The sequence below is a fragment of the Paenibacillus sp. 203 genome, from assembly GCF_037027525.1.
In the GTDB taxonomy this organism is placed as follows: Bacteria; Bacillota; Bacilli; order Paenibacillales; family Paenibacillaceae; genus Paenibacillus; species Paenibacillus polymyxa_B.
In genome coordinates this window covers 1-265 of sequence record NZ_JAXCHD010000081.1, presented here as the reverse complement: position 1 = coordinate 265, position 265 = coordinate 1, and the positions used below count along the sequence as shown (strand labels likewise).

The 265-nt window shown below is 42.6% G+C and carries 1 rRNA gene; it reads left to right on the top strand.

The annotated features are described in order from the left end of the window. Positions 1 to 155: 155 nt before the first annotated feature. Positions 156 to 265 (top strand): 23S ribosomal RNA (locus WA407_RS26880); the annotation flags it as partial.

Sequence of the window (265 nt, the reverse complement as noted above, 5' to 3'; positions counted from 1 at the left end):
ATACCGAAACGAAATTGCGTTTTAGAATATTCCTTTAAGCTGATCTTGTGTAAACAAGTGAAATAAAGGTAGCAGGTAAGGAAAGATCTTTTGCCTTTGGCAAAAATCATTCTTTATCGAACATCGATATTTTCTTTCTTTGAAAGAAAAGTCTAGGTTAAGCTACAAAGAGCACACGGAGGATGCCTAGGCGCCAGGAGCCGACGAAGGACGTGGCGAACAACGATAAAGCCTCGGGGAGCTGTAAGCAAGCTTTGATCCGGGG